Annotated in this window: 25 protein-coding genes; 10 read left to right on the forward strand and 15 right to left on the reverse strand. The window is 72.6% G+C overall.

All coding sequences use genetic code 11. The features are described from left to right. The first annotated feature begins 68 nt into the window (after positions 1–68). Positions 69–677, forward strand: a complete 609-nt coding sequence (locus tag H8838_RS10655; RefSeq protein ID WP_224766064.1) for a TetR family transcriptional regulator — start codon at positions 69–71, stop codon at positions 675–677. 50 nt (positions 678–727) lie between these two features. Here the strand turns inward: H8838_RS10655 and H8838_RS10660 are convergent, their stop codons facing one another. Beyond that, a complete protein-coding gene (locus H8838_RS10660) occupies positions 728–1705 on the reverse strand; it encodes an NAD(P)/FAD-dependent oxidoreductase (protein ID WP_224766065.1) in 978 nt (325 codons plus the stop codon). A gap of 163 nt (positions 1706–1868) precedes the next feature. On the opposite strand from H8838_RS10660, the gene H8838_RS10665 reads away from it, so the two are divergent. Both H8838_RS10665 and H8838_RS10670 read left to right on the forward strand, forming a co-directional pair. Next, a complete protein-coding gene (locus H8838_RS10665; protein ID WP_224766066.1) occupies positions 1869–2540 on the forward strand; it encodes an ion channel in 672 nt (223 codons plus the stop codon). Positions 2541–2700: 160 nt separating this feature from the next. Beyond that, positions 2701–3486, forward strand: coding sequence for a class I SAM-dependent methyltransferase (locus H8838_RS10670; RefSeq protein WP_185996512.1), 786 nt, complete (start codon positions 2701–2703; stop codon positions 3484–3486). Between the two features lie 25 nt (positions 3487–3511). Here H8838_RS10670 and H8838_RS10675 read toward each other — a convergent pair whose 3' ends face one another. Together H8838_RS10675 and uvrB are read right to left on the reverse strand one after the other, a co-directional pair. Next, a complete protein-coding gene (locus H8838_RS10675) occupies positions 3512–3961 on the reverse strand; it encodes a VOC family protein (RefSeq protein WP_185996511.1) in 450 nt (149 codons plus the stop codon). Continuing rightward, a complete protein-coding gene (uvrB, locus tag H8838_RS10680; protein ID WP_181311123.1) occupies positions 3958–6090 on the reverse strand; it encodes an excinuclease ABC subunit UvrB in 2133 nt (710 codons plus the stop codon). The genes H8838_RS10675 and uvrB overlap by 4 nt, the downstream gene beginning before the upstream one ends. Positions 6091–6204: 114 nt before the next feature. Here uvrB and H8838_RS10685 point away from each other — a divergent pair, with 114 nt between their 5' ends. Next, the gene (locus tag H8838_RS10685; protein ID WP_181311124.1) at positions 6205–7461 is read left to right on the forward strand and encodes a phospholipase D-like domain-containing protein; all 1257 of its coding nucleotides are present in this window, start codon (positions 6205–6207) and stop codon (positions 7459–7461) included. A 7-nt stretch (positions 7462–7468) separates the two neighbouring features. On the opposite strand, the gene H8838_RS10690 is transcribed toward H8838_RS10685, so the two are convergent. After that, the gene (locus H8838_RS10690) at positions 7469–8407 is read right to left on the reverse strand and encodes a DNA-3-methyladenine glycosylase family protein (RefSeq protein ID WP_185996510.1); all 939 of its coding nucleotides are present in this window, start codon (positions 8405–8407) and stop codon (positions 7469–7471) included. Between the two features lie 25 nt (positions 8408–8432). Next, complete coding sequence (locus tag H8838_RS10695) at positions 8433–10133, reverse strand: FAD-binding dehydrogenase (protein ID WP_185996509.1); 1701 nt, start codon at positions 10131–10133, stop codon at positions 8433–8435. A gap of 73 nt (positions 10134–10206) precedes the next feature. On the opposite strand from H8838_RS10695, the gene H8838_RS10700 reads away from it, so the two are divergent. From H8838_RS10700 to H8838_RS10725, 6 genes are all read left to right on the forward strand, one after another. Next, positions 10207–11451 carry a PucR family transcriptional regulator gene (locus tag H8838_RS10700; RefSeq protein ID WP_185996508.1) on the forward strand — a complete coding sequence of 415 codons (1245 nt, stop codon included), beginning with the start codon at positions 10207–10209 and terminating at the stop codon, positions 11449–11451. Further along, the gene (locus H8838_RS10705; protein WP_181311128.1) at positions 11448–12326 is read left to right on the forward strand and encodes a tryptophan 2,3-dioxygenase; all 879 of its coding nucleotides are present in this window, start codon (positions 11448–11450) and stop codon (positions 12324–12326) included. Before H8838_RS10700 ends, H8838_RS10705 begins: the two co-directional genes overlap by 4 nt. A gap of 2 nt (positions 12327–12328) precedes the next feature. After that, entirely contained in the window at positions 12329–13849 is a 1521-nt protein-coding gene (locus H8838_RS10710) for an ATP-dependent DNA ligase (protein ID WP_185996507.1), read from the forward strand. 65 nt (positions 13850–13914) lie between these two features. Then, positions 13915–14619, forward strand: coding sequence for a TetR/AcrR family transcriptional regulator (locus tag H8838_RS10715; RefSeq protein WP_185996506.1), 705 nt, complete (start codon positions 13915–13917; stop codon positions 14617–14619). A gap of 213 nt (positions 14620–14832) precedes the next feature. Further along, on the forward strand, positions 14833–15759 hold the full coding sequence (locus H8838_RS10720; RefSeq protein WP_181311131.1) for a class I SAM-dependent methyltransferase: 927 nt from the start codon (positions 14833–14835) through the stop codon (positions 15757–15759). 7 nt (positions 15760–15766) lie between these two features. After that, positions 15767–17338 carry a glycosyltransferase family 2 protein gene (locus H8838_RS10725; RefSeq protein WP_181311132.1) on the forward strand — a complete coding sequence of 524 codons (1572 nt, stop codon included), beginning with the start codon at positions 15767–15769 and terminating at the stop codon, positions 17336–17338. Between the two features lie 105 nt (positions 17339–17443). Here H8838_RS10725 and nusB read toward each other — a convergent pair whose 3' ends face one another. The 10 genes from nusB to ruvX form a co-directional block, all read right to left on the reverse strand. After that, the gene (gene nusB, locus H8838_RS10730) at positions 17444–17851 is read right to left on the reverse strand and encodes a transcription antitermination factor NusB (protein WP_181311133.1); all 408 of its coding nucleotides are present in this window, start codon (positions 17849–17851) and stop codon (positions 17444–17446) included. Positions 17852–17880: 29 nt separating this feature from the next. Further along, on the reverse strand, positions 17881–18444 hold the full coding sequence (gene efp / locus H8838_RS10735) for an elongation factor P (RefSeq protein ID WP_181311134.1): 564 nt from the start codon (positions 18442–18444) through the stop codon (positions 17881–17883). 119 nt (positions 18445–18563) lie between these two features. Further along, positions 18564–19001 (reverse strand): type II 3-dehydroquinate dehydratase, encoded by a 438-nt coding sequence (locus H8838_RS10740; RefSeq protein WP_181311375.1) that lies wholly within the window; start codon positions 18999–19001, stop codon positions 18564–18566. 11 nt (positions 19002–19012) lie between these two features. Then, entirely contained in the window at positions 19013–20125 is a 1113-nt protein-coding gene (gene aroB, locus H8838_RS10745) for a 3-dehydroquinate synthase (protein ID WP_181311135.1), read from the reverse strand. Beyond that, positions 20122–20643, reverse strand: coding sequence for a shikimate kinase (locus H8838_RS10750; protein WP_263458193.1), 522 nt, complete (start codon positions 20641–20643; stop codon positions 20122–20124). The genes aroB and H8838_RS10750 overlap by 4 nt, the downstream gene beginning before the upstream one ends. Further along, the gene (gene aroC, locus H8838_RS10755; RefSeq protein WP_224766067.1) at positions 20640–21818 is read right to left on the reverse strand and encodes a chorismate synthase; all 1179 of its coding nucleotides are present in this window, start codon (positions 21816–21818) and stop codon (positions 20640–20642) included. Before aroC ends, H8838_RS10750 begins: the two co-directional genes overlap by 4 nt. A 34-nt stretch (positions 21819–21852) precedes the next feature. Continuing rightward, entirely contained in the window at positions 21853–22623 is a 771-nt protein-coding gene (locus H8838_RS10760; RefSeq protein ID WP_185996505.1) for a prepilin peptidase, read from the reverse strand. Continuing rightward, entirely contained in the window at positions 22620–23489 is an 870-nt protein-coding gene (locus tag H8838_RS10765) for a shikimate dehydrogenase (protein ID WP_185996504.1), read from the reverse strand. The genes H8838_RS10760 and H8838_RS10765 overlap by 4 nt, the downstream gene beginning before the upstream one ends. Positions 23490–23493: 4 nt before the next feature. Further along, positions 23494–24660 (reverse strand): endolytic transglycosylase MltG, encoded by a 1167-nt coding sequence (gene mltG / locus H8838_RS10770; protein ID WP_185996503.1) that lies wholly within the window; start codon positions 24658–24660, stop codon positions 23494–23496. Next, on the reverse strand, positions 24653–25114 hold the full coding sequence (gene ruvX / locus H8838_RS10775; protein WP_181311139.1) for a Holliday junction resolvase RuvX: 462 nt from the start codon (positions 25112–25114) through the stop codon (positions 24653–24655). The genes mltG and ruvX overlap by 8 nt, the downstream gene beginning before the upstream one ends.

A 25114-nucleotide genomic window follows, 5' to 3' on the forward strand; every position in this document is an offset into this window, starting at 1 on the left:
CAGTCGACGCACGAGCCCGATCCCGGGGATCCCCCGGATCGGCGTGCCTGGGTCCATCGGAGGATAACGTGAGTGCCCGCCTCAGCGTCCGCGCGTCTCGACGCCGTCCGGCCCCCTCGGCGGCCCAGCTGGAGCGCCGCGACCGGATCCTGGACAGCACCCGGGTCCTGGCCTCCGCGGGCGGCTACGACGCCGTGCAGATGCGCGCGGTGGCGGAGGGCGCCGGGGTGGCCCTCGGCACGCTGTACCGCTACTTCCCCTCCAAGGTGCACCTGCTGGTCTGCACCCTGGAGACCGAGCTGCGCCGGACCCAGGAGCTGTTGGACGCCGCTCCGCCCCCGGCAGGCACCGCGGCCGACCGGGTGCTCGAGGTGCTGCGGGTCGCCGGCACGAACCTGCGCCACGACCGTGGGCTGACCGAGGCAGTGACCCGTGCGTTCATGTTCGCCGACTCCTCGGCCAGCGAGGAGATCGCCCGGGTGCTCGACCTGGTCACCGAGCTGGTCTCCACCGCCGTCGACCCCGGCCGCGTGCCCACGGACCAGGACCGCGAGGTCGCGGGCGTGATCGCGGACCTGTGGCTGGCCGCCCTGATCGGCTGGGTCACCGGCCGCAGCACCGCCGAGCAGGCGAACGCCCGGATGGCCTCAGGCGTCCGGCTGATCCTGCGAGGCTGATCCTGCGTCGCTGATCCTGGGCCGCTGGTCCTGCCTGGTCGGCCCTCAGGTCAGCCCAGGGCCTCGCTGGAGTGCCCGGGGAACACGTGCGCCTGCGGGTCGAGGGTCACGGCGGCGTTGTTGACCGCTGTGGCGGCCTCGCCGAAGCCGACCGCGATCAGCCGGACCTTGCCCGGGTACTCCGCGACGTCGCCCGCGGCGAAGACCCGCGGGAGGTTGGTGCGCATGGCGGAGTCGACGACGACGTGGCGCTTGGACACCTCCAGCCCCCACTGCTGCAGGGGTCCCAGGTCCGCGACGAACCCCAGGGCGGCGACCACGGCCTGGCAGGGCAGCCGGCGAGGTGCCTCTCCGTCGACGGTGACCTCCACCTGCTCCACCCACTCCCCTCCCAGCAGCCCGGTGACCTGGGCCGGGGTGACCAGCTCGACGCTGGAGTCCTGGACCGCCTCCACGGTGCGGGGGTGCGCCCGGAAGGCGCTGCGGCGGTGCACCAGGACCACCGACCGGGCCACCGGCTCCAGGTGCTGGGCCCAGTCGAACGCACTGTCCCCGCCCCCCACGATCACCACGTCCTTGTCGACGTACGGCTCGAAGGAGGGCACGAAGAACTCCAGGCCGCGTCCGCGCCAGCCCTCACCGGAGGGCAGCGGCCGGGGAGTGAACTTGCCGATGCCCGCGGTGACCAGGACGACACCCGCGCGGACGACGCTGCCGTCGTCCAGCCCGACCTCGACCCCGTCGGCGCGGTGCTCCAGGGTCAGCGCCGTGCGTTCCAGCAGGTACGTCGGCTTGGCCGTGTCCGCCTGGGCCACCAGCCCGGCGACCAGGTCGCGGCCCTTCACCCGGGGGAACCCGGCCACGTCCAGGATCGCCTTCTCGGGGTACATCGCGGTGATCTGGCCGCCGAGCTCCGGCAACGAGTCCACGACCGTCACGCTCAGCCCGCGGAAGCCCGCGTAGTAGGTGGCGAAGAGTCCGGTGGGCCCAGCGCCCAGCACCAGCAGATCGGTCTCGACGACGCTCACGGGGATCCCTTCGGCCGGTGGCGGGGCGAGCGCTCAGGGCGCCCAGACTGCCAGGTATAGCACCGTCTGCCCCCTCCTGGCGCCGATCGCAGTAGCCTCGCCGGATGATCGCCCAGTCCGCTGCGACCCGACCTCGCCCCTGTCAGGTGTGGGAGGACGGGCGGTGAGCAGCCCGCGCCTGCTCCGCGTGGTCCGCACCCACCCGTCCGCCGGCCTGCTGGCCGCGCAGCTCGTGGCGGTCCTGGCCTACCCCTTCCTGGACCACACGGTCGTCGGCCGGGCGGTGCTCGGGGTGGTCAACATGGTCGTCGTGCTGGCCGCCGTGCTGGCGGTCCGACGCACCCCGGTCTTCGGTTGGGTGATCCTGGTGCTCGGCCTGCCCGCCTTGGTGCTCACCGTGCTGGAGGCGACCTTGCCGGACCACGACACGATCGTGCTGATCTCGGCCGTGCTGCACGCGCCGTTCTACCTCTACGTCTCCTACGCGATGGTCCGCTACCTCTACGAGGACGACCGGGTGACCCGCGACGAGCTGTTCGCCACGGGCGCGGCGTTCACCGTCGTCGCCTGGGCGTTCGCGTACGTGTTCGCTGCCGTGCAGGTGGTGTGGCCCGGCTCGTTCGCCGGGGCGAGCGGGAACGACCTGCCGTGGTTCGACCTGCTCTTCCTCTCCTTCACCAACCTGACCAGCGTCGGGCTCTCGGACGTGCTGCCCGTGCTCGACCACGCCCGCTCGGTGGTGATGGTGCAGCAGGTGGTCGGCGTGCTCTACATCGCTCTGGTGGTCTCCCGGCTGGTCGGCCTGACGGTCGCCCGGGCCCGCAGCGTCCCCTGACCGGCTGTCCCGTGGGTGCGGGCAGAGAGCGCAAAACCTCTGGCGGGAACGACAGAGGGACGGAACAGTCTGCTTGACCGCCTCGCGCACAGCGAGGCGCACGTGACGACTCGCGGGCGTGGTCCGACCCGGGTGCCGTCGAGTGACGGAGGCGATCACAGTGGCTGGGTACGGGGCGATGTCCGACGTGTACGAGTGGCTGATCGGGGACGACAAGCTGACCCCCGCCCAGGCAGCCGCGGTCTACGGCAGCGACGTGGTGGGCTCTCTGCCGCCGCGTGCCCGCGTCCTCGACTGCGCGTGCGGGACCGGCCAGCTCGCCGTCGGCCTCGCGGGTCTCGACCTGGACGTGGTCGCGACCGACGCCAGCGATCGCATGGTCCGCCGGACCGAGAACCTGGCCGGCGAGCACGGCGTGTCACTTCGAGCCCTCCGCGCGAGCTGGGGCGAGCTGCCCGACCACCTGGAGGACGCCGCGTTCGACGTGGTCTTCTGCGTCGGCAACTCGCTCGGGCACGCCGAGGGCGCAGCCGGACGCTTGACCGCACTCGAAGCCATGTCGCGCTTGCTGGGTCCAGGTGGACGCCTCGTGCTCACCTCGCGCAACTGGGCGCTCGTGCGCTCCGCCGGTTCGCGGGTAGAGGTCCGCGATCGACTCGTCCGCCGCCACGACCGCGATGCGGTCGTCAGCTACTCCTGGCAGATCGAGCAGCGCTGGGAGCAGGAGCACGTCCTCGAGATCGTGGTCGCCCGGATCGAGCCGGAGGGGGCGGTGCGGGCCTGCTCGGAACGGTTGTCCATCTGGCCCTACCGGTACGAGGACCTCGTGGCGCAGCTGCGGAGCGTCGGGCTCACGGTGCAGTCCACCACCTTCGACCCCGAGACCGAGGGATACCGGGTGGTCGCCGGCCGCGACCAGGCGCCCGCGGCCGAGCCGGCGCGCTGATCCGCCTCCCGCCGGGAGAGCGGCGTCAGTCCAGGCAGAACTCGTTGCCCTCCGGGTCGGTCATCACCAGGTAGCCGTCGCTGCCCGGCTCCGCCCCGGGCTCGGAGCGCCGGACGCGGACCGCCCCGAGACCCACCAGTCGGGTGCACTCGGTCTCCAGCGCCTCGAGCGCGGCCTCGCCCTCCAGCCCCTGGGCTGCGCGCAGGTCGAGGTGGACCCGGTTCTTGGCCGTCTTCGCCTCGGGGACCTGCTGGAAGAAGACCCGGGGACCGGCGCCCCCTTCCGGCGGGACGATCGCCGACTTGGAGTTCCGCGCGGCGGGCGGCACGCCCCAGGCCTCCAGCGCCTGGTCCCAGCTGGCGAACGGCGCCGGCGGGGGCTCCAGCCGGTAGCCGAGCGCCTCCGCCCAGAACCGGGCGAGCCGGTCGGGGTCGTGCGCGTCGAAGGTGACCTGGAACTCGCGGACGGCACTCACTTCGTCGCCTCCATCATCTGCCTCAGCTCCTTCTTCAGGTCACCGATCTCGTCGCGCAGCCGGGCCGCGACCTCGAACTGGAGCTCGGCGGCGGCGCTCTTCATCTGGTCGGTCATCTGCTGGATCAGCTCGGCCAGGTCGGTCGACGGGATCCCCGCGGTGTCGGGCAGGTTCTCGTGCAGCTCGGCGGTCTTGAGCTTGGACAGCCCGGGGACCGGCGACTTCTTGGACTTGTCGCCGCGGGCACCGGTGCCCTGCCAGGTGGCGAGCAGCTCGGCGGTGTTCTCGTCCTCGCGGGCGAGCATCTCGGTGATGTCGGCGATCTTCTTCCGCAACGGCTGCGGGTCGACGCCGTGCGCCTTGTTGTAGGCGACCTGCTTCTCCCGGCGGCGGTTGGTCTCCTCGATCGCCGCCTCCATCGAGGGGGTGATCTTGTCGGCGTACATGTGCACCTGGCCGGAGACGTTGCGGGCGGCGCGGCCGATGGTCTGGATCAGGGACTTGTCCGAGCGCAGGAAGCCCTCCTTGTCCGCGTCCAGGATCGCGACCAGCGACACCTCGGGCAGGTCGAGACCCTCGCGCAGGAGGTTGATACCGACCAGCACGTCGTAGTCCCCCATCCGCAGCTCGCGCAGCAGCTCGATCCGGCGCAGGGTGTCGACCTCGGAGTGCAGGTACCGGGTGCGGATCCCGGCCTCCAGAAGGTAGTCGGTCAGGTCCTCCGACATCTTCTTGGTCAGCGTGGTCACCAGGACCCGCTCGTTCTTGGCGGTCCGCTCCCGGATCTCGTGGATCAGGTCGTCGATCTGGCCCTTGGTCGGCTTCACCACGACCTCGGGGTCCACCAGCCCGGTGGGCCGGATGATCTGCTCGACGGCGTTGTCGACCCCGCCGATCCGGTCCAGCTCGTAGTTGCCCGGGGTGGCGGAGAGGTAGACCGTCTGGCCGATCCGCTCGAGGAACTCCTCCCACTTGAGCGGACGGTTGTCCATCGCGCTGGGCAGCCGGAAGCCGTGGTCGACCAGGTTGCGCTTGCGGGACATGTCGCCCTCGTACATGCCGCCGATCTGCGGCACCGCGACGTGGGACTCGTCGACGACCAGGAGGAAGTCCTCGGGGAAGTAGTCGAGCAGGCAGTTGGGCGCCGAGCCGGGCTGGCGCCCGTCGATGTGCATCGAGTAGTTCTCGATCCCCGAGCAGGAGCCGACCTGGCGCATCATCTCGATGTCGTAGGTGGTGCGCATCCTCAGCCGCTGCGCCTCCAGCAGCTTGCCCTGCCGCTCGAAGGTGGCCAGCTGCTCGGCGAGCTCGTGCTCGATACCGGCGATCGCCCGCTCCATCCGCTCGGGACCGGCGACGTAGTGGGTGGCCGGGAAGACGTAGAGCTCCTCGTCCTCGGTGAGCACCTCGCCGGTGACCGGGTGCAGGGTCATCAGCCGCTCGATCTCGTCGCCGAAGAACTCCACCCGCACGGCCATCTCCTCGTAGACCGGGAAGATCTCCAACGTGTCGCCGCGGACCCGGAACGTGCCGCGGGTGAAGCTCATGTCGTTGCGCGTGTACTGGATGTTGACCAGCTGGCGCAGGATCTCGTCCCGGTCGCGCTCCTGGCCGACCTTGAGCCGCAGCATCCGGTCGACGTACTCCTGCGGGGTCCCGAGGCCGTAGATGCAGGAGACGGTGGAGACGACGATGACGTCGCGCCGGGTCAGCAGCGAGTTGGTCGCGGAGTGCCGCAGCCGCTCCACCTCCTCGTTGATCGAGGAGTCCTTCTCGATGTAGGTGTCCGTCTGCGGGACGTACGCCTCCGGCTGGTAGTAGTCGTAGTAGGAGACGAAGTACTCGATCGCGTTGCTCGGGAAGAGCTGGCGCAGCTCGTTGGCGAACTGCGCGGCCAGCGTCTTGTTGGGCTGGAGCACCAGCATCGGCCGCTGCACCTGCTCGGCCACCCACGCCACGGTCGCGGTCTTGCCGGTGCCGGTCGCGCCGAGCAGCACCACGTCCTGCTCACCGGCCTGGAGCCGCCGGCTGATCTCGGCGATCGCAGTGGGCTGGTCGCCGGAGGGCGTGTAGTCCGACTCCACGTGGAACGGCGCGACCCGGCGCTCGAGGTCTGTCACTGGACGCATGCCCCGAGCCTACGTCCAGGCACCGACAGACCCGGGCGGCGCGGAACCGACCCCGGCCCCGTGGGACGAGAGGGACGCGCGAGGCGTGCGTGGACCGCTCGCTACTCTGTGCCTGTGAGCCGGAACACGAGCGCAGAACGCACCCTGAGAGCCGTCCGGCGCGCACTCGTGGCGGTCGTCGGCACCCCGTTCCTGCTGGCCTTCGCCCTCACCCTGGTCGACTCCTACCGTCGTCGCGGGAAGAAGCCCAAGCCGTTCCCGCGGGCCGCGCCGAGCACGGTGGCCATCGGCGACGGCACGATCACCACCTACACCTACGGCCAGGACCTGTACGACGCGATGCTGGCCGCGATCGACGGCGCCCAGCACCAGATCCTCTTCGAGACCTACATCTGGAAGGGCGACGAGGTCGGCGAGGCCTTCAAGCGGGCCCTGGTCGCGGCCGCCGAGCGTGGCGTGGAGGTCTACTGCATCTACGACGCGTTCGCCAACCTGGTCGTCTCCCCCCGGTTCAAGCGGTTCCCGCGGTCGCTGAAGGTGCTGCGCTACCCGCTGTACAACGCCGGCCTGAAGTTCTGGGACCTCAGCCGCTACGGGCGCGACCACCGCAAGATCCTGGTGGTCGACGACACCGTCGGCTTCGTCGGCGGCTACAACATCGGCACCGCGTACGCGACCGAGTGGCGCGACACCCACATCGCGATCACCGGCCCCGCGGTCTGGGACCTCAAGCGGGCATTCGCCGACTTCTGGAACCTGCACCGGCGCAACCGGCTGCGGCCCAGCGAGCGCCCGCTGCTCCTGGAGGCCCACTCCACCTGGGAGCCCCGGATCCGGTTCTCCCGCAACATCCCGCGCCTGTGGATGTTCCCGATCCGCTCGATGTACCTCGAGGCGATCAACCGGGCCACCGACAACATCTGGATGACCCACGCCTACTTCACCCCGGACCAGGACTTCGTCGACGCCCTCAAGCACGCGGCCGAACGCGGCGTCGACGTCCGGATCCTGCTCCCGCTGAAGTCCAACCACATCGTGGCCGACTGGATCTCGCGCGGCTACTACTCCCAGCTGCTCGCGGCCGGGGTCCGGATCCTGCGCTACCGCGACGCGATGGTGCACGCCAAGACCTCGACGATCGACGGGCAGTGGACCACGGTCGGGACCGCGAACGTCGACCGCCTCAGCCTGACCGGGAACTACGAGATCAACGTCGAGCTGATCGACGACAAGATGGCCGCGCTGATGGAGAAGATCTTCGCCATCGACGAGTCCAACTGCCTCGAGATCACCCGCGAGGAGTGGGAGGCACGCGACCTGCACCGCAAGTTCACCGAGTTCGTGCTGGCCCCGCTCCGTCCCCTGCTCTGAGCCCGGCTCAGGACCGCCGCGTCACCGGCCTCGCGGGGAGGTGGGTGCGCGGCGCCATCCGCGGCCCGCGCCGGGGCCGGTGCCCGGCCGTCATGCCCAGGTAGGCGACCACCCGCCCCCGGTGCGGTCGCCACGGCTCCAGGAACTCCGCCATCTGCTCGTCGGTGAACGGCGCGCCGGTGACGGCCCAGCCCACGTCCTTGGCCACGTGGTAGTCGCCGAAGCTGACCGCGTCCGGGTCGCCGAGCGCCCGGGCACGGACCTCCGCGCTGGTCCAGACCCCGATGCCCGGCAGGCTGCGGAGCCCTCGGTCTAGCTCCTCGGCGCCGCGGGCGCCCAGCCGCTCGAGGGAGTCGGCCACCGCGGCTGCCCGGACCAGGGCGCGGGACCGCGCCGGGTCGATGTGCAGGTGGAGCCACTCCCACGAGGCGATGGTCCGGATCCGCTCGGCCGAGGGCTGGACCCACAGGTCGCGCTCGACGCCGGGGCCGGGCGCGGGCTCGCCGAACCGGCGTACCAGGCGGCGGAAGCCGGCGAAGGCCTCCTGGCCGGTGACCTTCTGCTCGATCACCGACGGCACCACCGACTCCATCACCAGACCGGTGCGTGAGAGCCGCCAGTGCGGGTGCCGACGACGTCCCTCTGCGACCAGCGGATGGGCGGCGACGAAGCCGGAGAGGTCGTCATCGGCCCCGAGCAGGGCGGGCAGCCGGTCCAGCGCCCACTCCGCACCCGCACCCCAGGCCTGGACATGCACCTCGCCCACCCCCGGGCAGGGCTCCACCCGCAGCGTGACCGTGCCCTCCGGGGTCCGGGAACCGCGCCAGACCACCTCGCCCAGGGTGCGCAGCGTCGGGTCGCCGCCGCCGCGCCGGTGCTGGGTGAGCACCTCGCGCACGGGGCAGGGCCAGCTCGGCCGCCACCGTCGCTCGAGAGGTCCGCTCATGCCTCCGACGGTAGCCCTCGGTCCCTCAGGCCAGGTCAGCCGCCGCGGCCCGCCCGGCGGCCCGCCCGGAGAACAGGCAGCCGCCCAGGAACGTGCCCTCCAGCGCGTTGTAGCCCATCATCCCGCCGCCGCCGAAGCCACTCACCTCGCCAGCGGCGTACAGCCCGCGCAGCGGCTCGCCGGTGCTGGTCAGGCAGCGTCCGCCGAGGTCGGTCTCCAGGCCGCCGAGCGTCTTGCGGGTCAGCACGTTGAGCCGGACCGCGATCAGCGGGCCGTTGCGCGGGTCGAGGAACTTGTGCGGCCGGGCGGTGCGGACGATCTTGTCGCCCCGGTGCTGCCGGTGCGAGCGCAGGAAGGTCACCTGAGCGTCCTTGCCGTAGGGGTTGTCCAGCTGGCGGTCGCGCGCCTCGAGCAGGGCGCGCAGTCGCGCCTCGTCGATCGTCGCGTCCGTGCCGACCTTGTTCATCCCGGCTACCAGGCCCGCGACGTCGTCGGCCACGACGAAGTCCTCCCCGTGGTCCAGGAACGCCTGGATCGGCGCCGGCGGACCGTCGCCGGTGACCCGGGAGAGCAGCAGGCGCACGTCCTTCTCGGTGAGGTCGGGGTTCTGCTCCGAGCCGGAGAGCGCGAACTCCTTCTCGATCACCTTCCGGGTGAGGACGAACCAGGAGTAGTCGTAGCCCGTGCCGCGGAGGTGCTTGAGCGTGCCGAGGGTGTCGAACCCGGGGTACAGCGGGGCCGGCAGGCGGTTGCCCTCCGCGTCCACCCACAGGGACGAGGGGCCGGGCAGGATCCGGATCCCGTGGTTCTCCCAGACCGGGTCCCAGTTGCGGATCCCCTCCACGTAGTGCCACATCCGGTCGGGGTTGATCAGGTGCGCCCCGGCGTCGGTGGAGATCGCCACCATCCGCCCGTCCACGTGCGCCGGCACGCCGGCCACCATCGTCGCCGGCGGCGTGCCCAACCGGGCCGGCCAGGCCTTCCGGACGAGGTCGTGGTTGCCGCCGATGCCGCCCGAGCAGACGATCACCGCGGCGGCAGAGAGCTCGAAGTCGCCGAGCACCGTGCGGGTGCTGGCCACCCCGCGCGGCGCGGCGGTGGGCGCCAGGACCACGCCCCGGACCCCGGTGACGGTGCCCTGGTCCACGACGATCTCGTCGACCCGGTGCCGGAACGCGAGCACGATCCGACCGGTCTCCACGTGCTCGCGGACCCGGCGCTCGAAGGGCGCCACCACACCCGGCCCGGTCCCCCAGGTGAGGTGGAACCGCGGCACCGAGTTGCCGTGCCCGTCCGCCCGTCCGTCGCCGCGCTCGGCCCAGCCCACCACCGGGAAGACGCGGTGTCCCATGCCGCGGAGCCAGGCGCGCTTCTCGCCCGCGGCGAAGTCGACGTACGCCTCGGCCCAGGCACGCGGCCAGCGGTCCTCCTCCCGGTCGAACTGGGCGCTGCCCAGCCAGTCGGCGAGCGCCAGCTCGTGGCTGTCCTTGATCCCCATCCGGCGCTGCTCGGGGGTGTCGACCAGGAAGAGGCCGCCCAGGCTCCAGTGCGCCTGGCCGCCGAGGGACTGCTCCCCCTCCTGGTCGAGCAGCACCACCCGGCGACCGGCGTCCGCGGCCTCCGCCGCGGCCACCAGGCCGGCCAGGCCGTGCCCGACGACGAGCACGTCGGTGGCCGTCGTCGAGGAGGACTGGGAGGCGGGGCCGGGGTGCGGCGAGGTGACCATGACGTGAGCCTCCGGGCAGGTCCCCACCCCGTCAATCAGACTCGTCTCCTCTGAGCATCGCTATTGTCACCGGATGAGCATCGAGACGCGGCGCACGGTGCGCGACGAGCTGATCGCCGACCTGGAGGGGGTCACCCGGGTGATCGTCGCGGCGGTGCGCGCCGAGATCCCGGCGTACGACTCGCTGCAGCCCGCCCAGCTGGACGAGGTCGCCGCGATCGCCGGCTGGGGCGCGTCCCGGGTGCTCGACGCGTGGGTGGAGGACTCCGCGCTCGACGAGAGCGACCTCCTGCGGTTTCGCGGCATCGGCGCGGCACGCGCGCTGGACGGGCGGCCGCTGCCGGTGGTGCTCCGCGCCTACCGGGTCGCGGGTGCTGCGGTCACCGACCTGGTCGCGGCGCGCGCGGTGGAACGGCTCGAGGTCACCGACGCACTGGCGCTGGCCCGGCTGTGGATGGCGAGCATCGACGCCCTCTCCGAGGCGCTGTACGCCGGGCACTCCGCGACCGCCGAACGGCTGGGCGCCGACCGCGAGCGGGCGCTGCAGGAGCTGCTCGACGACCTGCTGACCGGACGGCACGCCACCCCCGCGGCGATCGCGGACCGCACCCGCGAGCTCGGGGTGCGACTGCCCGCCCACCCGGTGCTGGTCGTCGCGGCGCTGCCGGGCGGTCGGGACGCCGACGACTGGTGGCGCCGGCTGGTCACCGGCGCCGAGACAGAACGGGCCGAGGCGCCGGCCGACCTCCTGACCCGGACCCACGAGGGTCTCGGCGTGGCCCTGCTTCCCCCGGAGCCGCACGCCGTCCTGGCCCGCCGCCTGGCCGCGGCCTCCCAGCCCGTGCGCGCGGTCGCCCTCGCGGACCACGCCGTGCGCGAGCTGCCGCGCGCCTTCCGGCTGGCCCGCCACGCGCTGGAGTCGGTCCCCGCCCGGGCGCTGGTCGGCCCGCTCGCCGGCAGCCACCGGCTGCTCGACGACGCCGACGCCGCCGTCCTGGCGGTGGCTGCCGGCCACCGCGACGCCGACCCGAGCGCGCTGCACCGGCTGGTCCTCGGTCCGCTCGGCGAGAACCGCGCGCTGCTCGAGGGACTGGACGCGTTCCTGGCCACGGGGAACGCCGCCGACGCCGCCCGGACGGCCCGGTGCCATGCCCAGACCATGCGCTACCGGCTGCGCCGCATCCGCGAGCTCACCGGTCGCGACCCGCGGGTGCCGTGGGACCGGCTGGTCCTGGAGCTGGCCCTCCTGGGTGCGCCCGCCGGAGCCGGCGCGCAGCAGCCCGTACGCCGAGCCTCGCGGCATACGGTGGGGCCATGACCACTCCGGAGACAGGACCACCGTCGGAGACCGGCCCGCGACGCGAGCTCGAGGAGTCCATCCAGCGCGACCTCGGCGGGCAGATGTCCTACGCCGACTACCTCCAGCTGGACCGGCTGCTCTCGTCGCAGGTCCCGCGGTCGGTGCCGCCGCAGCACGACGAGCTCCTCTTCATCGTCCAGCACCAGACCACCGAGCTGTGGCTCAAGCTGGTCGTGCACGAGCTGCGCTCGGCCCGCGACCTGCTGCGCGCCGACGACCTGCCCCAGGCGCTCAAACGGCTGGCCCGGGTCAAGCACATCCAGCACACGCTCACCGAGCAGTGGTCGGTGCTGGCCACCCTGACCCCCAGCGAGTACGTGCGGATCCGGCCGTTCCTCGCCTCCTCCTCGGGCTTCCAGTCGGCGCAGTACCGCGAGGTCGAGTTCCTGCTCGGCAACAAGGACGCCGCGATGGTCGAGGTCTTCGCCCACGACCCCGCCCAGCGCCAGGCACTGGCCGAGCTGCTCGCCGAGCCGTCGCTCTACGACGAGCTGATCGCCTTCCTCGCCCGGCAGGGGCTGCCGGTGCCCGCCGACCTGCTCGACCGGGACTGGACGCGGTCCCGGTCCTCGCACCCCGGGCTGGTGGACGTCTTCGCCCAGGTCTACGCCGAGCCGGAGCGGCACTGGGGGATCTACGAGACCTGCGAGGAGCTGGTCGACCTGGAGGACGCCTTCCAGCAGTGGCGGTTCCGGCACCTGCAGGTCGTGCAGCGCACCATCGGCCACAAGCCGGGCACCGGCGGGTCGTCGGGGGTCGACTTCCTGCGCCGGGCCCTGGACCTGACCTTCTTCCCCGAGCTGTACGCCGTCCGCAGCCGGATCGGCGGCTGACGGTGCTGCTGGCCCGGGTGGTCCGCGCCTCCGGCGAGGCCGCCGCCACCCGCTCCCGCAAGGCGAAGGTCCAGGCTCTCGCCGCCGTCCTCGGCGAGGTCGAGCCCGCCGAGACCGAGGTCGCCGCGGCCTACCTGTCGGGACGGCTGCTGCAGCGGCGTACCGGTCTCGGGTGGCGCAGCCTCGCCGTCCTGCCCCCGCCGGCCGACGAGCCCTCGCTGGAGCTGCGCGAGGTGCACGAGGCGCTCGAGCGGATCTCCGTGCTGGCCGGGCCGGGCTCCCAGGCCGCGCGCGCGGCCGCGGTCGAGTCCCTGCTGCGCCGGGCCACCACCGCCGAGCAGGAGTGGCTCCGCGCGGTGCTCACCGGCCAGGTGCGCCAGGGCGCCCTCGACGCGGTGCTGCAGGAGGCGGTCGCGCAGGCCGCGGGGATCCCCGTGACCCTGGTCCGCCGCGCCGCGATGCTCTCGGGCAGCACGGTGGAGGTGGCCACGGTCGCCCTGCGCGAGGGCGCGGACGCGCTGGACCGGATCGGGCTGACGGTGGGACGCCCGGTCCTGCCGATGCTCGCCTCCAGCGCCCCCGCGGTGGCCGCGGCCATGACCAAGGCGGCGCCGGGCCGGGCGGTGGGCATCGACACCAAGCTCGACGGGATCCGGATCCAGGTGCACCGGCGCGGCGACGACGTCCGGATCTGGACCCGGTCGCTGGACGAGATCACCGCCCGGCTGCCCGAGGTGGTCGAGGCCGTGGGGTCGCTGGCCGCCGACGACCTGGTGCTCGACGGCGAGGCGCTGCTGCTGGGTCCGGACGGCAGGCCGAAGGCCTTCCAGGAGACCGCCTCCCGGGTCGCGACGGCCGGCGGCGACCTGCAGGTGACACCGTACTTCTTCGACGTGCTGCACGCCGACGGCCACGACCTCCTCGACTCCCCCGCCAGCCGGCGCTGGCAGGTGCTCGCCGACCTCGTGCCTGAGCGGCACCTGGCGCCCCGGCTGGTCACCGACTCCGAGGAGGAGGCCGCCGCCTTCCTCGCCGCGGCACTGCAGGCCGGGCACGAGGGGGTGGTGGTCAAGGACCCGGAGGCCACCTACGCCGCAGGTCGGCGCGGCGCCTCGTGGGTCAAGGTGAAGCCCGTGCACACCCTCGACCTCGTCGTGGTCGCCGTCGAGTGGGGCTCGGGCCGGCGGAAGGGCCGGCTCTCCAACATCCACCTGGCCGCCCGCGACGGGGACTCCCTGGTCCTGCTGGGCAAGACCTTCAAGGGCATGACCGACGAGATGCTCGCCTGGCAGACCGAGCGGTTCACCGAGCTGGCCACCTCCCCGGTCGACGGGTCCTCGTACGTGGTGTCGCTGCGCCCGGAGCAGGTGGTGGAGGTCGCCCTCGACGGCGTGCAGCGCTCGCCCCGCTACCCCGGCGGAGTCGCGCTCCGGTTCGCCCGGGTCGTGCGCTACCGCGACGACAAGGGGCCCGAGGAGGCCGACACGCTGGAGACGGTCCGCGCCCTGCTCCCGCCTTCCTGAGCCGGGGCCGTGGTTGCCATCACACGTGTGTCACACGGAGTTGCACCTGGCCTACACTGACGACCATGGAGCAGACGGCAAGCCTGTCGCAGCCGACCCGGCGCGGCGCCGCGGCTGCCCGGCGCCGGGTGCGGACGCAGGAGATCCTGGCCGCGACCCGGGCACTCTTCGACGAGCGCGGCGTGCGCGACGCCCAGATCGAGGACATCGCCCGCGCCGTCGGCATCAACCGGGCCATCGTCTACCGCCACTTCAGCGGCAAGGAGGAGCTCTTCGCCCTCACCCTGGTCGGCTACCTGGACGAGCTGCGCGGCCTTCTGGACGCCGCCGACGACCGGACCGCTCCGTGCACCGACCGGCTGGTCGCCCTGGTCAGCACCTTCGCCGACTACGGCATCGGGCACCCGGCGTTCGTCGACTGCGCCCAGTCCCTCATGGGGCGGACCGGCCCCGAGCTGCTCGACGAGGTGAGCGAGGAGACGGCCCTCAAGCTGGGCCGGGCCATCTCCGGCTGCCTGGTGGTGCTGACCACCGTGCTGGACCAGGGGCGCGAGAGCGGCGAGTTCTCCGTCAGCGACCCGCACGTCCTGGCCAACGTGCTGTACGCCAGCGCGCTCGGCGCGCTGCAGCTGGCCCGCGTCGGCATCCTGGTCCGCGAGCTCGCCCCCGGCACCCCGGCCACCGCGGAGATCTCCGCCCCCCAGGTCAAGGACTTCCTGGTCAGCTCGGCGGTGGCCCTCGCGGTGCACGGGATCACGTCGCACGCCTAGCAACGACGCCCGAACAGAGGCGCCCGCAGCAGGCTCAGCCCACGTCTCGACACCCGAGCGCGCCGAGCGGCACATGCGCCACAGCGGCGAGTCCCAGATGCGGTAGGGTGACGGCGCATTCGAAGGCAGCGAACGGGGCGACGCTCTGCGCTGGGGGCCGATTCACGAGGGACGTGTCTGATGTCGTCGCAGGGAGCAACGCCGGCGGGCGGAGTGGCTGCGCAGACCCTGCAGCCCACCACGTGGGAGTGGCACGACGACACCGTCCGTGAGCGCAAGCGGGCCGTCGCCGACCGGATCATCGCCATCGCGAACCCGAAGACCACGCTGGACCTGGGCTGCGGCTCGGGCCTGCTCGTGCAGGCGCTCGCCGAGAAGGGTGTCGACGCCCGGGGCATCGACGTCGACGACGAGGCGCTCGCCGGAGCGCACCCCGAGGTCCGTGACCGGCTCGAGGTGCACGACTGGAGCAGGTCGCTGCCGCAGCGCTACGACCTCGTCTCCTGCTTCGAGGCGCTGGAGGCGACGGACGGCCCGACGGCCCAGGCGATCATCGACGCGGTCTGCGCCGCCACCGACCGGGTGCTCTTCTCCCCCTCCCGAGAGGGGCTCCTGCTCGACGGCTTCTCGCCGTGGGAGTGGGCCGCCTCGTTCGCGGAGCGGGGCTTCTTCCGGCGTACCGACCTCAACCTCGACTTCCTCTCCGTCGATGCCGTGCTCTTCGAGCGCGCGGACCTTCAGCCGCGCGACATCGTGCACCGGTACGAGTCGGCCATGGCCCCGCTCGAGGCCGGCCTGCGAGAGCAGCGTGCACTGCTGGGTCGCCAGGCCCGCGACCGCTCGGCCACGCGCCGGGTCGCCGAGCTGGAGGGGTTGCTGCGCAAGGCGCAGCACGACGTGCTGACCACCCGCGACCACATCATCGGCCTGGAGGCGGAGAAGCTGCAGCTGCAGGTTCAGGCGACCAGGCTCAACAACCGGGTCGTCGCCCAGCAGGAGCGGGTGCGCAAGCTGCGTACGAAGCTGACGAACCAGCAGCGACGGGCCGAGCGGGCGGAGTCCAAGCTGGACCAGGTCCGCACGTCCCGGGCCTGGCGGATCGGCCGTCGTCTGGCTCGCGGCAAGACCCCCGAGCTCTGAGGAACGCATGACAGCGCCGCTGTTCTCCATCGTCACGCCCGTCTACGCCCCGCCGCTCGACGTGCTGCGCGAGACGATCGAGTCGGTCCTCGCCCAGGAGCACCAGGACTGGGAGTGGATCCTCGTCGACGACTGCTCCCCCGACCCGGCCGTGCTCGAGCTGCTCCGGGAGCACGCGGAGCGCGACGAGCGGTTCGTCGTGGTCGCGCGCGAGACGAACGGGCACATCGTCGCGGCCTCCAACGACGCGATCGACCGCGCGCGCGGTGAGTTCCTGGTCCTGCTGGACCACGACGATCTGCTGACCCCGGACGCCCTGCGCCGCAACGCCGAGGAGATCGCCGCCCGCGCCGACGTCGACTACCTCTACTCCGACGAGGACAAGGTCGACGACACCGGCCGGCACTACGACGCCTTCCACAAGCCGGACTGGTCACCTGAGCGGCTGCGCGGGCAGATGTACACCAGCCACCTCTCGGTGATGCGCACCTCCCTCGTCCGCGAGGTGGGCGGCTTCCGCGAGGGGTACGACGGCTCGCAGGACCACGACCTGGCGCTGCGCGTGACCGAGCAGGCCCGGACCATCGTGCACATCCCGGAGATCCTGTACCACTGGCGCGTCGTCCCCGGCTCCGCCGCAGCGGACGCGAACGCCAAGCCGTACGCCTGGATCGCCGGCCGCCAGGCCGTCCAGGACCACGTCGACCGGCTCGGGCTGGAGGCGGAGGTCGACTTCGGCCCGCACCCTGGCCACTACCGGCTCGACCGCCGGCTCGACCCGGAGACCCGGGTCAGCCTCGTCATCCCGACCATCGGGAAGGGCGGACTGGTCTGGGGCGTGCACATGATCTACGTGCTCGAGGCCGTGCGTACGGTGATCGAGCGCACCCAGCACGACAACCTCGAGATCGTGGTGGTCTACGACCCGCCGACCCCGGAGCCGGTGCTGGACGAGCTGCGCAGGATCGCCGGGGACAAGCTGGTCCTGGTCCCCTTCACCGAGCCGTTCAACTACAGCCGGAAGATGAACCTCGGGGTGCTGCACGCGACCGGCGACCACCTGGTCCTGCTCAACGACGACGTCTCCGTGCGATCGGACCGGTGGCTCGAGGACCTGGTCGGTCCGCTGTCGGAGCCCGACGTCGGGATGACCGGCGCCAAGCTCTTCTTCAGCAGCGGGACCATCCAGCACGCCGGGCACGCCTACCACGGCGGGCACTACGTCCACCCCTACCTGGGTGCGGCCGGGGAGTCACCGGGGCGCTTCGGTGACCTGGTGATCAACCGGGAGGCCAGTGGCGTGACCGCGGCCTGCGCGGCGATGCGTCGCGACACCTACCTGGCGGTCGGGGGCTTCACCGAGACCCTGCCGCTCAACTTCAACGACGTCGACCTCTGCTACAAGGTCCGGCACCACGGTCAACGGATCGTCTGGGTCGCATCCAGCGAGCTCTTCCACTTCGAGTCGCGGACCCGCCAGCGGGTGGTCGAGCCCTGGGAGAAGACCACGGCGGTCGCTCGCTGGGGCAAGCCCGTCAACGACGTCTACCTGCCCGGGCTGCCCGCCTACGTCCACTAGCCCATGTCGGCGCGGGCCGGGACCGCAGGCAGGGCCCGGGACGCAGCAGAGGCCGGCCAAACGGCCGGCCCCTGCGTCGGATCCTGGTGGAGCGTGGGTCGAGGGTCAGTCGAGCGCGTCCTTGTGCCGGACGATGTTGCCCAGCACGCCGTTGACGAAGCTCGGCGAGTCGTCGGTCGACAGGTCGCGCACCAGGGCCATCGCCTCGCTCACCGCGACCGCGTCCGGCACGTCGTCGACGAAGAGCACCTCGTAGACCCCGAGCCGCAGGACGTTGCGGTCCACGGCCGGCATCCGCTCCAGCGTCCACCCCTCGGCGTACCGGCGCAGCACCTCGTCGATCCGCTCGCGGTTCTCCCAGACCCCGTGGACCAGCACCGAGGTGTAGTCGTTCGTGGGTCCCTCGCCCTGCTCGACGGCGCGCTCGAGCGCGGCCACCGGGGACTCCGAGCGCATCTCGGAGGCGTACAGGACGTCCAGCGCCCGCTTGCGTGCCTTGCTGCGTGCCGACATCAGAGGTGTCCTCGTGCTCCGGACCGCGATCAGCTCTTGACCCGGCCGAGGTAGGACGAGTCGCGGGTGTCGACCTTGACCTTCTCCCCGGAGGTGATGAACAGCGGCACCTGGATGACGTGGCCGGTCTCCAGGGTGGCCGGCTTGGTGCCACCGGTCGAGCGGTCGCCCTGCAGACCCGGCTCGGTCTCGGCGATCAGCAGCTCGACCGAGGCCGGCAGCTCGATGTAGAGGACGCGGCCGTCGTTGGTGGCCACGATGGCGTCCTGGTTCTCCAGCATGAAGTTCTTGGCGTCGCCGACGACCTCCGGCGGGACCTCGAGCTGCTCGTAGGACTGGGTGTCCATGAAGACGTAGGAGGTGCCGTCGTTGTAGAGGTACTGCATGGTGCGCTTGTCGACGTTCGCGGTCTCCACCTTGGTGCCCGCGTTGAAGGTCTTGTCGACGCTCTTGCCGGACTCGACGTTCTTCAGCTTGGTCCGCACGAACGCCGGGCCCTTGCCGGGCTTGACGTGCTGGAACTCCACCACGGACCAGAGCTGTCCGTCGATGTTGAGGACCATGCCGTTCTTGAGGTCGTTCGTCGTTGCCATGCGCGAGTGCCAGCCTTTGTCGTGGGAGAAGGGACAGCCGGTGAGTCTATCGCCCGACCACCGCCGTCGGGAAAAGTGCCCGGCGGTGACGACAGAGGCCCGCGCGGCCCTCTCGTCGCTCAGGCGTGCGCTGCGAGCCAGGCGAGGGCGTCCCGGTACCCCTCGACCCCACGACCGGCCACCGTGGCGGCCGCGTGCGGCTCCACGAACGAGGTGTGCCGGAACGCCTCGGGCCGGCTCTTCGGGTCGGAGATGTGCACCTCGACCAGCGGCGCCTCGAGCTGCGCGCAGGCGTCGTAGAGCGCCAGCGAGTAGTGCGTCCACGCCGCGGCGTTGAGCACCACGGGGACGCGGTCGTCGGCGGCCTGGTTGAGCCAGTCCAGCAGCTCGCCCTCGTGGTTGGTCTGCCGCACCTCGACCGCCAGACCCAGCTCCGCACCCCAGGAGCGGCAGAGGTCGGCGAGCTCGGCGTGGGTGGTCGTGCCGTAGATCTCCGGCTGCCGGCGTCCCAGCCGGCCCAGGTTGGGGCCGTTGAGCACGAGCACCTGCCGCGGCACCCCCGGCTGGGTCACGAGGCGGTTCCCGTCATCAGCTCGTACGCCGCCCGGAGGTGCTCCTCCTCGGGACCGGCCAGCACCCGGGGACGCGCCACGTCCTCCAGCACCACCAGGCGCAGCTGGGAGCCGCGCGACTTCTTGTCCACCGCCATCGCGGCCCGCAGCTCCTCGAACCCGGCGCCGGACCAGGTGACCGGAAGGCCCACGCGGGTCAGGACCTCGCGGTGCCGGTCGACCACGGCGGCAGGCAGGATCCCGGCCAGCCGGGCCACCTCGGCGACGAAGACGGAGCCGATCGCCACCGCCTCGCCGTGCCGCACGGAGTACTGCGAGGCGCGCTCGATCGCGTGCGCCATCGTGTGGCCGTAGTTGAGCACCTCGCGCCCCGGGTGTCCCCCGCTGCCGCCGGTCTCGCGCAGGTCGTCGACGACCACGTCGATCTTGACCCGGATGGCGCGCTCGACGAGCTCGCGCAGCACCGGGGAGCCGGGCACCAGGTCGCCCGGGTCGCTCTGCTCGACCAGCTCGAGGATGCGCGGGTCGGCGATGAAGCCGCACTTGACCACCTCACCGAGGCCCGCCACCAGCTCCGCGCGCGGCAGCGTCTCCAGCAGGCGCAGGTCGCACAGCACCCCGGCGGGCTCGTGGAAGGCGCCCACCAGGTTCTTGCCGGCACCGGTGTTGATCCCGGTCTTGCCACCCACGGCGGCGTCGACCATGCCCAGCACGGTGGTCGGCACGTGCACGACCCGCACGCCGCGCAGCCAGGTCGCGGCCACGAAGCCGCCGAGGTCGGTGGTGGCGCCGCCACCCAGGGTCACCACCGCGTCGGATCGGGTGAAGCCCGCCTCGCCGAGTGCCTCCCAGCAGTCGGCGGCGACCTCGATCGTCTTGGTCGCCTCGCCGTCGGGCAGACCGAGCGCGAGGACGTCGTAGTGCGGCGCGAGTGCGTCGGCCACCGGCTGGGCCAGCGCACCGAGCTGGCCGGCGTAGAGCAGCGCCACCCGCTGCACCTGGTCGCCCAGGATCTCCGGCAGCCGGTCGGCGAGGTCGTGGCCCACGACCACGTCGTACGGCGCGGCGCCGCCGACGTGCAGCACGGTCTGGTCGGGGGTGACGGTCATGCGAGAGCCTCCAGGATCTCCTCGGCGACGTCCTCGGGCGTCCGCCCGTCGGTGTCGACGGTCAGGGTCGCGACCGACTCGTAGACCGGCGCCCGCTCGTCGAGCAGGGCCTTGATCTGGCCGCGCACGTTGCCCAGGAGCATCGGGCGACCGCTGCCCAGACCCACCCGCTTGACCGCGTCGGAGAGACCGACGCGCAGGAAGACCACGGGGTGGCCCGCGAGCCGCTCGCGGGTGTCCGGGTCGAGCACCGCCCCGCCGCCCAGCGCGAGCACGCCCCGGTGGTCGCGCAGCGCCCGCTCCACGGCCGCCCGCTCGAGCCGGCGGAAGTGCTCCTCGCCCGCGTCGACGAAGATGTCGGAGATGCTCCGCCCGTCCACGGCGACCACGTCGTCGTCGGTGTCGCGGAACTCCACGTCCCAGGCCTGCGCGAGCAGGCTCGCGACGGTCGTCTTGCCGGCGCCCATGGGTCCCACCAGGACGGCGCGCGGCCCGGTGGTGCCGGGCTCGGGGCTCACCTGAACCTCAGGGTGGACAGGTAGCTCTCCGCGTTGCGGCGGGTCTCGGCGACCGAGTCGCCGCCGAACTTCTCCAGGACCGCGTCGGCGAGGACCAGGGCGACCATCGCCTCGGCCACGATGCCGGCCGCGGGGACCGCACAGACGTCGGAGCGCTGGTGGTGGGCCACCGCCTCCTCACCGGTGGCGACGTCGACCGTGCGCAGCGCCCTGGGCACCGTGGCGATCGGCTTCATCGCGGCGCGGACCCGGAGCACCTCCCCGGTGCTCATCCCGCCCTCGGTGCCACCGGAGCGCCCCGAGGTACGCCGGAGCCCGTCGGGTCCGGGAACGATCTCGTCGTGGGCCAGTGACCCCGGGGTCGCGGCCAGGTCGAACCCGTCGCCGACCTCGACGCCCTTGATCGCCTGGATGCCCATCAGCGCACCGGCCAGGCGCGCGTCGAGCCGCCGGTCCCAGTGCACGTGCGAGCCGAGGCCCGGGGGCAGCCCGTGCACGACCACCTCGACGACGCCGCCGAGGGTGTCGCCGTCCTTGTGCGCCTGGTCGATGGCGGCGACCATCGCCGCGGACGCCTCGGGGTCCAGGCAGCGCACCGGGTCCTCGTCGAGCCGGGCCACGTCGTCAGGGGTCGGGACCAGGCCGGCGGGGGCGGCCACGCCGCCCAGCTCGACAACGTGCGAGACCACCTCGGCGCCGAGCGCCTGGCTCAGGAAGTTGGTCGCCACCCGGCCGAGCGCCACCCGGGCAGCGGTCTCACGCGCGGAGGCACGCTCCAGGATCGGCCGCGCCTCCTCGAAGTCGTACTTCTGCATGCCCACGAGGTCGGCGTGGCCCGGCCGCGGCCGGGTCAGCGGAGCGTTGCGGGCCATGGTGGCCAGCTCGTCGACGTCCACCGGGTCGGCGGACATGACCTTCTCCCACTTGGGCCACTCGCTGTTGCCCACCTCGATGGCCACCGGGCCGCCCTGGGTCTCGCCGTGCCGGACGCCGCCCAGCAGGCGCACCACGTCCTGCTCGAACTTCATCCGGGCGCCACGGCCGTAGCCGAGTCGTCGCCGGGCCAAGGAGTCGGAGATCTCGTCGCTCGTCACCTGGACGTGGGCGGGAAGGCCCTCCAGGATCGCGACCAGGGAGGGTCCGTGGGACTCGCCCGCAGTGAGCCATCGCAGCATGGCGGCAGTCTTTCACGAGGGGGTCCCGGACCGATCAGGCTCCGCCCCCCACGAGACGTCCAGCGACCTCCGGGCCGACGACGACGCCGACCAGGGCACCGAGCACCATGAACGGTCCGAAGGGCACGCCCTTGCGGTCGGCCACCCCGATCAGGGCGAGCAGCCCGCCTCCCACGCCCCCGAGCAGGAAGCCGCTGTAGAGCCCGGTGAGCAGCTCGGCCCAGCCCAGGTGCCCCAGCGCCAGGCCCAGCACCCCGGAGAGCCGGACGTCGCCGTAGCCGAGCCCGCGCGGGTAGATGAACCACAGCACGAAGTACGACGCCCCCGCGACCAGCCAGCCCCACCCGGCGCCGACCAGCCCGCCCGGGTCGCGGGCCAGCAGGGCCGTCAGCACGAGCGCAGCCAGCAACCCCACGTAGGTGCGCGAGACCAGCCAGGTCGGCAGCAGGCGGGTGCGCCAGTCGACCACCGAGAGCGCGACCAGGACCGGCACCAGCGGGAGCAGGAAGAGCAGGGACCAGTCCCAGCCGAGCGTGGCGCCGAGCAGGGCGCCGGCGAGCCCGGAGGCCGTCGCGGTCCGCCAGCGCAGTCCGCGGGCCTCGGCGATCTCGGCGTAGGGCACCTTCACCTCGGCCGGCTCAGGGGGCGCCTGCTCCTCGGGGAGCGCCCCGTCCTCGGCCCGGTCGTGCCCGTCGGGCTGCTCAGCCGGCTCTTCTGCGGGCTCAGGGATCCGGGCGATGAGCGGCGGGACCAGCAGACCGCCCAGGCCCGAGACCAGCAGGCCCAGCGCCGCTGCCTCGATCATGCGCCCGCCCCGGTGCGCGACCGCTCGGCCAGCGCCTGCTCCCCCGCCGCCCGCATCCGGGCCAGCGGCGCGGGCTCCCCGGTGAACAGCGTGAACTGCAGCGCCGCCTGGTGCACGAGCAGGTCCAGCCCGGAGACCACCACCCCGCGGGCCGCCTTGGCGAGCGGGGTGGGCCAGGGGTCGTAGACGACGTCGAAGAGGCAGGTGGCGTCCCGCAGGCGCTCGACCAGCTCCGCGGTCTGGGCCGCGGCCGGCACTGTCGAGACGACGATGTCGGCCGCCCCCTGGTCGAGCGCTCCGCCGACGGCGGCGTCCGCGTCACCCGGGGTCAGCGGCAGCACGTGCACCCGGGGTTCCGCGGGGTGGGCCCGCAGCGCCGCCGCCGTGCCGGCGGCCCGCTCCGGCGTGCGGACCAGGAGGTCCACCGTGGTCACCCCCAGGCCCACCAGGGCCAGGCCGACCGAGGTCGCCGTCGCGCCGCCACCCAGGATCACGGCGTGCCGCAGCGCGGCGTCCGTCCGCTCCCGCACGGCGGCGACCGCGCCGGGCAGGTCGGTGTTGTCCCCCAGGACCGTCCCGTCGTCGGCCAGGACCAGGGTGTTGACCACCCCGGCGGTGCGCGCCACCGGGGTCAGCCGGTCGGCCCGGGCGTGCGCCTCGTGCTTGAGCGGCATGGTCACCGAGAGCCCGCGCCAGGTGGCGTCCAGGCGGTCGACGAACCCGGCGAGGGCGCCGGCCGGGACCCGGCGTGCCTCGTAGCTCCAGTCCAGGCCGAGCTCGGCGTACCCGGCGCGGTGCAGCACCGGGGACAGGGAGTGCGCCACCGGGTCCCCGAGGACCGCGCACCTGCGCGAGGACGAGGTCATCGCCTCAGCACGCGTCCGAGGACTCGCAGTAGGTGAGGTACTCCTGCTTGAACTCGAGGAACTCGTCGTAGGAGTCGGTGAACTTGGTCTCCCCCGTCGCCAGGTCCACGGTGACGTAGTAGTACCAGGGGCCCTCGGCCGGCTCGACCGCCGCGGCGATCGCGTCGTCGCCCGGAGCCTCGACCGGGGTCGGCGGCAGCCCGGGATAGAGCCGGGTGTTGTAGGGCGTGTCCTCCGCCAGCTCCTCGGTGGTCAGCGCCGTGGTGCCGGACTTGCCGATGCCGTAGGCGTTCGCGGCGTCGATCTGGAGCAGCCCGTTGGTGCCCCCCTTGTCGCCGGGTCCGTCGAGCCGGTTGTAGATCACCCGCGCGACCTTCGGCATGTCGTCGCCGCGGCCCTCGGCCTCGACCAGCGAGGCGATGATCATGATCTCCGCGGGGGTCTTGCCCAGCGCGGCGGCGCGCTCCTCCAGCCCCACCTCGTCGGCGGCCTGACGCCACCGGCGGACCATCGCGGCCAGGATGTCCTTCGGCTTGTCCTTCGGACCGATCTCGTAGGTCGCGGGGAAGAGGTAGCCCTCGGCGTTGCCCTCGGCGTAGTCCGGCAGCCCCAGCGCGGCGGGGTCGGCGAGCGCCTTCTCGTAGCGCTTGCGGTTGAAGTCCGTCTCCTCGACCAGCACGTCGACGATGTCGGTCACCCGCAGGCCCTCGGGGATGGTCACGGTGTTCTTCACCTGGTTGGCGGGGTCCAGCAGAATGTCCAGCGCGTCGACCGCGCGCATCTCCTCGGCCAGCTCGTAGGAGCCGGGCTGGATCCGCGACGAGTCGGGGTTCGCCGCGGCGGCGTCGATGAACGCCTGCACCGAGGCGACCACCCCGGCGTCCTTGAGGTTGCGACCGATCTGGGCGGCCACGTCGCCGGGGCTCACCTCGAACATCACCGACCCCTGACCGGGGCCGGGGTAGTCCTCGACCGAGCCGAACTGGTCGGAGACGAACTCGATGCCCTTCTGCGCGCCCACGTAGAGCCCGGCGGCCAGGGCGGCGACGACGACCAGGGCGACCAGACAGCCCACCGGGCTGCGGCGGCGCTTCTTCCGCCGGGCGCCGCCGGAGGCGCCGTACGTGCGCTCCTCCGTCTCCTCGTAGTCCGCGTCCGTGTGCTCACTCATCGTTGACCTCGACGATCTCTCCGGGCGCGGATCCGGTGCTTCGTTCCGTGTCCAACGCGTGCTGCAGGATGACGACGGCGGCGGCCTGGTCCACCACCGCACGACGCTTGCTTCCCTTGCTCCCCCGATCGCGGAGCATGGACTCCGCGCTGACCGTGCTCAACCGTTCGTCGCACAGGCGCACCGGCACGGGCGCGACCCGCCGGGCCAGGGCGCGGGCGAACTCGCGCGTCTTGGCCGCGGCCGGGCCCTCGCCCCCCGACAGCGAACGGGGCAGTCCGACGACCACCTCGACCGCCTCCTCCTCGGCGAGGATCCGCTGGATCCGGCGCAGGTCGCCTCGACCTCGCGGCACGGTCTCCACCGGCGTGGCCAGGAATCCCGACGGGTCGCTGCGGGCGACCCCGATCCGGGCATCCCCCGGATCGATCCCCAGCCGTACGCCCGTGCGCAC

The organism is Nocardioides campestrisoli, assembly GCF_013624435.2.
Taxonomy (GTDB): Bacteria; Actinomycetota; Actinomycetes; order Propionibacteriales; family Nocardioidaceae; genus Nocardioides; species Nocardioides campestrisoli.

What these genes read in the sequence shown, in the direction of transcription:
- uvrB (WP_181311123.1), bottom strand. Translation starts at nt 6,090, where the DNA reads ATGCGTCCAGTGACAGACCTCGAGCGCCGGGTCGCGCCGTTCCACGTG.
- H8838_RS10690 (WP_185996510.1), bottom strand. Translation starts at nt 8,407, where the DNA reads ATGAGCGGACCTCTCGAGCGACGGTGGCGGCCGAGCTGGCCCTGCCCC.
- H8838_RS10695 (WP_185996509.1), bottom strand. Translation starts at nt 10,133, where the DNA reads ATGGTCACCTCGCCGCACCCCGGCCCCGCCTCCCAGTCCTCCTCGACG.
- H8838_RS10700 (WP_185996508.1), top strand. Translation starts at nt 10,207, where the DNA reads ATGAGCATCGAGACGCGGCGCACGGTGCGCGACGAGCTGATCGCCGAC.
- H8838_RS10705 (WP_181311128.1), top strand. Translation starts at nt 11,448, where the DNA reads ATGACCACTCCGGAGACAGGACCACCGTCGGAGACCGGCCCGCGACGC.
- H8838_RS10715 (WP_185996506.1), top strand. Translation starts at nt 13,915, where the DNA reads ATGGAGCAGACGGCAAGCCTGTCGCAGCCGACCCGGCGCGGCGCCGCG.
- H8838_RS10725 (WP_181311132.1), top strand. Translation starts at nt 15,767, where the DNA reads ATGACAGCGCCGCTGTTCTCCATCGTCACGCCCGTCTACGCCCCGCCG.
- nusB (WP_181311133.1), bottom strand. Translation starts at nt 17,851, where the DNA reads ATGTCGGCACGCAGCAAGGCACGCAAGCGGGCGCTGGACGTCCTGTAC.
- efp (WP_181311134.1), bottom strand. Translation starts at nt 18,444, where the DNA reads ATGGCAACGACGAACGACCTCAAGAACGGCATGGTCCTCAACATCGAC.
- aroB (WP_181311135.1), bottom strand. Translation starts at nt 20,125, where the DNA reads ATGACCGTCACCCCCGACCAGACCGTGCTGCACGTCGGCGGCGCCGCG.
- aroC (WP_224766067.1), bottom strand. Translation starts at nt 21,818, where the DNA reads ATGCTGCGATGGCTCACTGCGGGCGAGTCCCACGGACCCTCCCTGGTC.
- H8838_RS10760 (WP_185996505.1), bottom strand. Translation starts at nt 22,623, where the DNA reads ATGATCGAGGCAGCGGCGCTGGGCCTGCTGGTCTCGGGCCTGGGCGGT.
- H8838_RS10765 (WP_185996504.1), bottom strand. Translation starts at nt 23,489, where the DNA reads ATGACCTCGTCCTCGCGCAGGTGCGCGGTCCTCGGGGACCCGGTGGCG.
- mltG (WP_185996503.1), bottom strand. Translation starts at nt 24,660, where the DNA reads ATGAGTGAGCACACGGACGCGGACTACGAGGAGACGGAGGAGCGCACG.